The sequence below is a fragment of the Pseudomonas sp. CM27 genome, assembly GCF_013179515.1.
GTDB lineage: Bacteria > Pseudomonadota > Gammaproteobacteria > Pseudomonadales > Pseudomonadaceae > Aquipseudomonas.
Genome location: NZ_JABMCN010000270.1, coordinates 1 through 7,847, shown reverse-complemented (window position 1 = coordinate 7,847; position 7,847 = coordinate 1). Strand labels below are relative to the sequence as shown.

Here is a 7,847-nt window from a genome sequence, read left to right as displayed (position 1 = left end):
TTTCTCGGGCACCGCCTCGGGCGGTACGATCACCTCGGACTCCGGCAGCAGGGTATAGAAGTCGTACTTCGGCTTCACCGGCTGTTGCGGGGTGGCCTGCCCTGGCTTGCTGGCTTCGGCCACTTTCTCCGGCTTCTGCTGCTCGGGCTTGGCGCGCTTGATGTCGTCGCCACCGGGCTCGAGCTTCATCAGGAATACGATGAACGCGCCTACGGTCAGGCCGACCGCCAGCCATACCCAGCCTGGGATGGGCTGTTTGGCCGGCGCCGTCTGGCGGCTGGCGCCGCGTTTTGGGGCAGGTTTTTTCTTGGCAGCCAACTTACATGCGCTCCAGGGTTTCCAGGCCGAGCAGTTCCAGACCTTGTTTGAGGGTGCGGCCAGTCAGGGCCGCCAGGCGCAGGCGGCTCTGCTGCTGCTGCGGGGTTTCGGCGGCGAGGATCGGGCAGTTCTCGTAGAAGCTGGAGAACAGCCCTGCCAGGTCGTACAGGTAGCTGCACAGGACGTGCGGGGTGCCTTTTTCGGCGACGCTGTTCAGGACCTCGCCGAACTGCGCCAGGCGCGCGGCCAGGTCCTGCTCGTGCGGGGCCTGCAGCACGATGCTGCCGTCGACTTCGTCAAAGCCCTTGCCCAGCTTGCGGAACACACCGGCTACGCGGGTGTAGGCGTACAGCAGGTAAGGGGCGGTGTTGCCTTCGAAGTTGAGCATCAGCTCGAAGTTGAAGCTGTAGTCGCTGGTGCGGTGCTTGGACAGGTCGGCGTATTTCACTGCGCCGATGCCCACCACTTCGCCGATGTGGCGCAGGTCTTCGTCGGCCAGGCTCGGGTTCTTTTCCTTGACCAGCGCGTAGGCGCGCTCCTTGGCCTCGGTGAGCAGGTCGATCAGCTTCACGGTGCCGCCGTCACGGGTCTTGAACGGGCGGCCGTCGGCGCCGTTCATGGTGCCGAAGCCCATGTGCTCCATCTGCATCGGGTGGCCGACAAAGCCTGCGCGGCGCGCCACTTCGAACACCTGGTTGAAGTGCAGGGCCTGGCGCTGGTCGACGAAGTACAGGGCGCGGTCAGCCTTGAGCACGTTGCTGCGGTAGCGTACGGCTGCCAGGTCGGTGGTGGCGTACAGGTAGCCGCCGTCGGCCTTCTGCACGATCACCGGCAGGGGCTCGCCTTCGCTGTTCTTGAACTCGTCGAGGAACACGCACTGGGCGCCTTGGTCCTCGACCAGCAGGCCTTTGGCCTTGAGGTCGGCAACCACATTGGCCAGGTCGTCGTTGTAGGCGCTTTCGCCCATCACGTCGGCCATGGTCAGTTTGACGTTGAGCAGCTCGTAGGTCTTCTGGCAGTGCGACAGCGAGATGTCCTTGAAACGCGTCCACAGGGCCAGGCACTCCGGGTCGCCGGCTTGCAGCTTGACCACCAGGCCGCGCGCGCGGGTGGCGAACTCTTCGGACTCGTCGAAGCGCTTCTTGGCGGCGCGGTAGAAGTTTTCCAGGTCCGACAGCTCGTCGCTGGTGATCGGGTTTTCCTGCAGGTAGGCCATCAGCATGCCGAACTGGGTACCCCAGTCGCCCACGTGGTTCTGGCGGATCACGTTGTCGCCGAGAAACTCGAGCACCCGCGCCACACTGTCACCGATGATGGTCGAGCGCAGGTGGCCAACGTGCATTTCCTTGGCCAGGTTGGGTGCCGACATGTCGATCACCACCTTTTGCACAGGGCCGGCCTTGCGCGCGCCCAGGTGGGCATCGGTCAGGGCGGCATCCAGGCGGCTGGCCAGGGCGTCGGTGTTCTGGAAGAAGTTCAGGAAGCCGGGGCCGGCGATTTCCACCTTGCTGATGTCGGCGCTGGCCGGCAGTGCGTTGATCAGTTTTTCGGCGAGGTCGCGTGGCTTCATGCCGGCCGGCTTGGCCAGCATCATGGCGATGTTGCTGGCGAAATCGCCGTGGGTCTTGTCCCGGGCGTTTTCCACCTGGATCGCCGGCGACAGCCCGTCAGGCAGCACACCGTCGTTGACGAGTTGGGTGAGGGCTTGCTGGATCAGCTGGCGAATGGTGTCTTTCATGGGGATCTCTTTTCGACCGCAAGCGCGGTGAGCGCCTGGATGCGCAGGTGGAAAAACTGGGCATTATCCGTGGCTGGGAGCGGGTTGCCAACCTTTGAGCTGCAAGCCGCAAGCTCAGTAGAGGTCGACCGGGTCGACATCCAGCGACCAACGTACCTGCCGCCCGCTCGGCAACTGCTCCAACACTAACAACCACGCGCTGATCAGTCGATGCAAAGGCGCCCGGGTGTTGGCCTGTATCAATAGTTGCGCGCGGAAGCGCCCGGCGCGCCGTTCCATGGGGGCGGGCACCGGCCCCAGCAGCTCGACGCCCGGCAGGCGCTGTTCGGCCACCAGGCGTTCGGCAGCGGCGCAAGCCTCGTCGAGGAAGCCTTCGGCTTGCCCCGGCTTGTGCGCTTCGGCACGTAGCAAAGCCAGGTGGGAGTAGGGCGGCAGCCCTGCTGCCCGGCGTTCGTCCAGGGCCTGCTCGGCAAAGGCGAAATAGCCTTGTTCGGTAAGTTGTACCAGCAGCGGATGGTCGGACAGGTGGGTCTGGATGATGACCTTGCCGGGCTCTTCGGCACGCCCGGCACGTCCGGCCACCTGCACGATCAGCTGCGCCATGCGTTCGCTGGCGCGAAAATCGCCGGAGAACAGCCCGCCATCGGCATCGAGGATGGCCACCAGGGTTACCCGCGGAAAGTGGTGGCCCTTGGCAAGCATCTGGGTGCCAACCAGGATGCTTGGCTGGCCGCGCTGGATGGTGCTGAACAGGTTGTGCATGGCGTCCTTGCGCGAGGTGCTGTCGCGGTCCACCCGCAGGATCGGGTAGTCCGGGAACAGCACCTTCAGGCGTTCTTCGGCCCGCTCGGTGCCAGCGCCGACCGGGCGCAGGTCAACGTGGTTGCATTTCGGGCACTGGTGCGGCAGGCGTTCGTCGTAACCGCAGTGGTGGCAGCGCAGCACCGCAGAGCGCTGGTGCACGGTCATGCGCGCGTCGCAGCGCGGGCATTCGGACAACCAGCCGCAATCGTGGCACAGCAAGGTGGGGGCAAAACCGCGGCGGTTGAGGAACACCAGTACCTGCTGGCCGGCTTCCAGTGTCTGGCGGATTGCCTGCTGCAGCGGGCCGCTGATGCCGCTGTCCAGTGGCAGGCTCTTCACATCCAGGCGCAGCATGCGCGGCGGGCGGGCGCCGCCTGCGCGCTGGTTCATGCGCAGCAGGCGGTAGCGGCCAGTAAGGGCGTTGTGCAGGGTTTCCAGGGACGGCGTGGCGGAGCCGAGCAGAATCGGGATGTTTTCCTGGTGAGCGCGTACCAGCGCCAGGTCGCGGGCGTGGTAGCGCAAGCCCTCCTGCTGTTTATAGGAGCCGTCGTGCTCTTCGTCGATGATGATCAGGCCAGGGTTCTTCATTGGCGTGAACAGGGCCGAGCGGGTGCCGATGATGATGTCTGCCTCGCCGTCCCGTGCGGCCAGCCAGGCGTCAAGGCGCTCGCGGTCGCTCACCGCTGAATGCACCAGGGCGATGCGGGCATTGAAACGCTGCTCGAAACGCGCCAGGGTCTGCGGGCCGAGGTTGATTTCGGGGATCAGCACCAGCGCCTGCTTGCCGGCTTCCAGGGTTTCGCGGATCAGTTGCAGGTACACCTCGGTCTTGCCGCTGCCGGTGACGCCGGCCAGCAGAAATGCGCCAAAGCCGCCGAAGCCTTCGCGCACGGCCTCGAAGGCGTCTTGCTGCTCTTCGTTGAGCGGCAGCTCGGGCTGGGCCAGCCAGTGTTCATGGCGTAGCGCTGGCAAGTGGCGGCGGACCTCTATCTGCACCAGCTCCTTGGCCAGCAGCAGGTCGAGGCTGTCCTTGTTCAGGTTGAGCTTGGCCAGCAGGCTGTGGGCCACGCCATGCGGGTGTTGGCCCAGGGTTTTCAGGGCATCGCGCTGGCGCGGCGCACGGGCAATGCGCGGGTCTTCCAGGCGGGCACCGGGTGCTATGTGCCAGAAGCGTTCCTGGCGCATCTCGGCGGCTTCGCCCTGGCGCAGCAACGTCGGCAAGGCCCAGCTCAGCGTGTCGCCCAGGCTGTGCTGGTAGTACTGGGCGGTCCACAGGCAAAGCTTGAACAATGCCGGTGGGATCGGCGACACCGGGTCGAGCAGGGCGCTGGCTGGCTTCAGCTTGTCGGCAGGTACTTCGCTTTGTGCGCAGACCTCCACCAGCACACCGATCATTTCGCGGCGGCCGAATGGCACGCGGATGCGCATGCCCGGGGTCAGGGCCTGGCGCGCCATGCTCGCCGGCGCCTTGTAGTCGAACAGGCGGCGCAACGGGGAGGGCAGGGCAAGGCGCAGGATGACGTCGGACACGCGAAAAGTCTCGGAGGGTATTACAGGACTGGCGAGCCTAGCAGACGACGGTCGGTGCAAGCGACAACTTGCGCTGGCGCTGTGCTCTGGTATTATTTGCCGCCTAATTACGTGCGGTATTCAACAATTGGTGTTGGGTGGCGGCACGCAGCTCGAGGAAGTGACCATGAAAGAAGGTATCCACCCGAACTACGAAGTAGTTGCAGTCACCTGCAGCTGCGGCAACAAGTTCGAAAGCCGTTCGACCCTGGGCAGCACCCTGTCGATCGACGTTTGCAACCTGTGCCACCCGTTCTATACCGGTAAGCAGAAAGTCCTGGACACCGGTGGTCGCGTACAGAAGTTCGCCGATCGCTTCGGTATGTTCGGTACCAAGAAGTAATCATGCGCATGGCGAACCCCTCGGGTTTCGCATTGCTGCAAAAAAAGGCGCCCCTTGTGGGCGCTTTTTTTATGGGCGTCATCTGGCATGTCCCGGCCCTGGCCTTCTGCCCGCTGCCGGAGCGGCCGCAGCAGGTGGCGGTGCGCCAGGTGGTGGATGGCGATACCGTGCGCCTGGTCGATGGCCGCAGCGTCCGGCTGATCGGCATCAATGCCCCGGAACTCGGCCGTAACGGGCGCAGCAGCGAACCCTATGCCGAGGCTGCCAAGCGTCGCCTCCAGGCCTTGGTCAAGGCCAGTGACGGGCGTGTCGGGCTGGTGCGGGGTGCTGAAGGCAAAGACAGATACGGCCGCACGCTGGCACATATCTACGGCCGCAATGGCGACAATCTGCAAGCACAGTTGCTCAGCGAGGGCTTGGGCTACCGCGTGGCGGTGGCGCCGAATGTGCGCCTCAGCAGCTGCCTGCAGCTTGCCGAGCAGGCAGCGCGCAAGGCCGGGGCCGGGATGTGGCGGCGTTCGCCGGTGGTACGTGCGAGTGATGTCAGACAATCAGGTTTCGCCCTGATCGGTGGCCGTATCGAAGGCATCGAGCGCAATCGCGGCGGCGTCTGGCTGACCCTGGGCAATAGCGTGGTGTTGCAGGTTCCCGCTCGTCTGCAGCGCAACTTCCCCGCCAGCTTCTTCGATAACCTCAAGGGACGCCAGGTCGAAGCGCGCGGTTGGGTGCTGGATCGTTCCCGCAAGGGCAGCCTCAAGCCCGGGCAGCGGCGCTGGGTGTTGCCATTGACCGATCCGAGCATGTTGGAGCGAACTTCAGGCTGAAAGATGTAGACATTTCGCTATGAGATTGTACACACTGTGAGCCGTATGCCCCCGTGGGTTATAGCGTAAAGTCGTAGCCTAAAGGCCTTGACACAAGTGACCGACCAGTCTTGTGACTCCCCGGCTCTTTGCGTATCCTCGGCGGTCCGTCAGAACAGTAAATAGCGGAATGCCCACCATGTCAGACCTGAAAACCGCCGCTCTCGAATACCACGCTCAACCTCGTCCGGGGAAACTGAGCGTCGAGCTTTCCAAGCCCACCGCCACCGCCCGTGACCTCGCCCTGGCCTACAGCCCAGGTGTTGCAGAGCCTGTGCGTGAAATCGGCCGTGATCCAGAGCTGGCTTACAAATACACCGGCAAAGGCAACCTGGTTGCGGTGATTTCCGATGGCACCGCCATCCTCGGTCTGGGCGACCTCGGCCCACTGGCTTCCAAGCCGGTCATGGAAGGCAAGGGTGTTCTGTTCAAGCGTTTTGCAGGTATCGATGTGTTCGACATCGAAGTCGAATCGGAAAGCCCGCAAGCCTTCATCGACACCGTACGCCGCATTTCGATCACCTTCGGTGGCATCAACCTCGAAGACATCAAGGCACCTGAGTGCTTTGAAATCGAGCGCACGCTGATTGAACAATGCGATATCCCGGTCTTCCACGATGACCAGCACGGCACCGCCATCGTCACTGCGGCCGGCATGATCAACGCCCTGGAAATCGCCGGCAAGAAGCTCGAAGAAGCGAAGATCGTTTGCCTGGGTGCCGGCGCTGCCGCCATCTCCTGCATGAAGCTGCTGGTGAGCATGGGCGCCAAGGTCGAAAACATCTACATGATCGACCGCAGCGGCGTGATCCACGCTGGCCGTGATGACCTGAACCAGTACAAGGCACAGTTCGCCCACGCTACCGACAAGCGTACCCTGGCTGACGCGCTCAACGGCGCCGACGTGTTCGTAGGCCTGTCCGGCCCGAACCTGCTGAGCCCGGAAGGCCTGAAGTCGATGGCTGCCAACCCGATCGTGTTCGCCTGCTCGAACCCGGACCCGGAAATCTCGCCAGAGCTGGCCCACGCCACGCGCAACGACGTGATCATGGCTACCGGTCGTTCCGACTACCCGAACCAGGTCAACAACGTACTGGGCTTCCCGTTCATCTTCCGTGGTGCCCTGGACGTTCGCGCCAAGCGCATCAACGAAGAAATGAAGATCGCTGCCGCCATCGCCCTGAAAGACCTGGCCAAGCTGCCGGTGCCGAAAGAAGTCTGTGAAGCCTACGGCGTCGACGGCCTGGAATTCGGCCGTGAGTACATCATTCCGAAGCCGCTGGACGCTCGCCTGATCACCGTCGTTTCCGACGCCGTGGCCAAGGCCGCCATCGAATCCGGCGTGGCTACCCTGCCGTATCCGAAGCACTACCCGCTGACCAGCGTGGATGAGGTGTTCAACGGCTGATTGCCGTTGTAGCTGTCATAAAGAAGCCCCGGCTCTTGTGAGTCGGGGCTTTTTTGTGGGCGGTGGGAATGTGTCAGGGCTAACAGGTGCTTGCCACAGCATTTTTGGCGCCTGTGAGATCGAGCGCCGCCCGCGCAGCGCTCGATTTACGCGCCCACGCAAAACCAGAGTCGGGCACCTAGCCAGCATCCAGCCTTAGAACAGATCCATCGGCGCCGCTTCATCCGCTGGCAGCGGGCTACCCGGTACCGAACCATTGCCCAGTTCATCCACCGACGGCGGTGAATCTTCGGCCTTGAACAGCTCGAAGTAGGCGTTGGGTGTGCCCGGTGAGGCGGCGCGGCCGCTGACCGGATCGACGCGCAGGCTGAGGATGCCTTCCGGCTCTGCCGGCGCATGCGCAGGCTTGTCCTTGAGCGCCGCACCCATGAAGCTCATCCAGATCGGCAGCGCTGCGGTGCCACCGTATTCGCGGCGGCCGAGGGTTTCTGGCTGGTCGAAACCGACCCACACGGTTGTCACGTAATCGGCGTTGTAACCGGAGAACCAGGCGTCCTTCGACTCGTTGGTGGTACCGGTCTTGCCCGCCAGATCGGTGCGGCCCAGGGCCAGCGCCCGGCGGCCGGTACCACGCTTGATCACGTCCTGCAGCATGCTGGTGAGAATGTAGGTGGTGCGCCCGTCGATGATCTGTTCGGCGATGGCCGGCACCTGCGGTGCAGGCGCCACCTGGCCGAAGGCCGAGGGCGCTTCGCCTGGCAGGGCAGCAGTACTGATCGGCTGTTCGGGCGCAGCCAGGCCTGC

The 7,847-nt window shown here is 63.9% G+C and carries 6 protein-coding genes and 1 pseudogene; 3 read left to right on the top strand and 4 right to left on the bottom strand.

Annotation, left to right across the window (positions count from 1 at the left end; translation table 11 throughout):
- From HP547_RS25040 to HP547_RS25030, 3 genes and pseudogenes are all read right to left on the bottom strand, one after another.
- Window positions 1-318: pseudogene (locus tag HP547_RS25040) on the bottom strand (SPOR domain-containing protein); the annotation flags it as partial.
- Window position 319: 1 nt separating this feature from the next.
- On the bottom strand, window positions 320-2,056 hold the full coding sequence (gene argS / locus HP547_RS25035) for an arginine--tRNA ligase (RefSeq protein WP_172288069.1): 1,737 nt from the start codon (window positions 2,054-2,056) through the stop codon (window positions 320-322).
- 114 nt (window positions 2,057-2,170) lie between these two features.
- Window positions 2,171-4,390 carry a primosomal protein N' gene (locus tag HP547_RS25030; protein WP_172226098.1) on the bottom strand — a complete coding sequence of 740 codons (2,220 nt, stop codon included), beginning with the start codon at window positions 4,388-4,390 and terminating at the stop codon, window positions 2,171-2,173.
- Between the two features lie 166 nt (window positions 4,391-4,556).
- Between HP547_RS25030 and rpmE the strand changes: the two genes are divergently transcribed.
- From rpmE to HP547_RS25015, 3 genes are all read left to right on the top strand, one after another.
- Window positions 4,557-4,772: a 50S ribosomal protein L31 gene (gene rpmE, locus HP547_RS25025; RefSeq protein WP_172226101.1), complete on the top strand. Its 216-nt coding sequence runs from the start codon at window positions 4,557-4,559 to the stop codon at window positions 4,770-4,772.
- A gap of 2 nt (window positions 4,773-4,774) precedes the next feature.
- Window positions 4,775-5,596 (top strand): thermonuclease family protein, encoded by an 822-nt coding sequence (locus tag HP547_RS25020; protein WP_172288066.1) that lies wholly within the window; start codon window positions 4,775-4,777, stop codon window positions 5,594-5,596.
- A gap of 178 nt (window positions 5,597-5,774) precedes the next feature.
- Window positions 5,775-7,043, top strand: a complete 1,269-nt coding sequence (locus HP547_RS25015) for a malic enzyme-like NAD(P)-binding protein (protein ID WP_172226107.1) — start codon at window positions 5,775-5,777, stop codon at window positions 7,041-7,043.
- A 195-nt stretch (window positions 7,044-7,238) separates the two neighbouring features.
- Here HP547_RS25015 and HP547_RS25010 read toward each other — a convergent pair.
- The coding region (locus tag HP547_RS25010) for a penicillin-binding transpeptidase domain-containing protein (protein WP_256676423.1) at window positions 7,239-7,847 on the bottom strand (609 nt) is incomplete at its 5' end.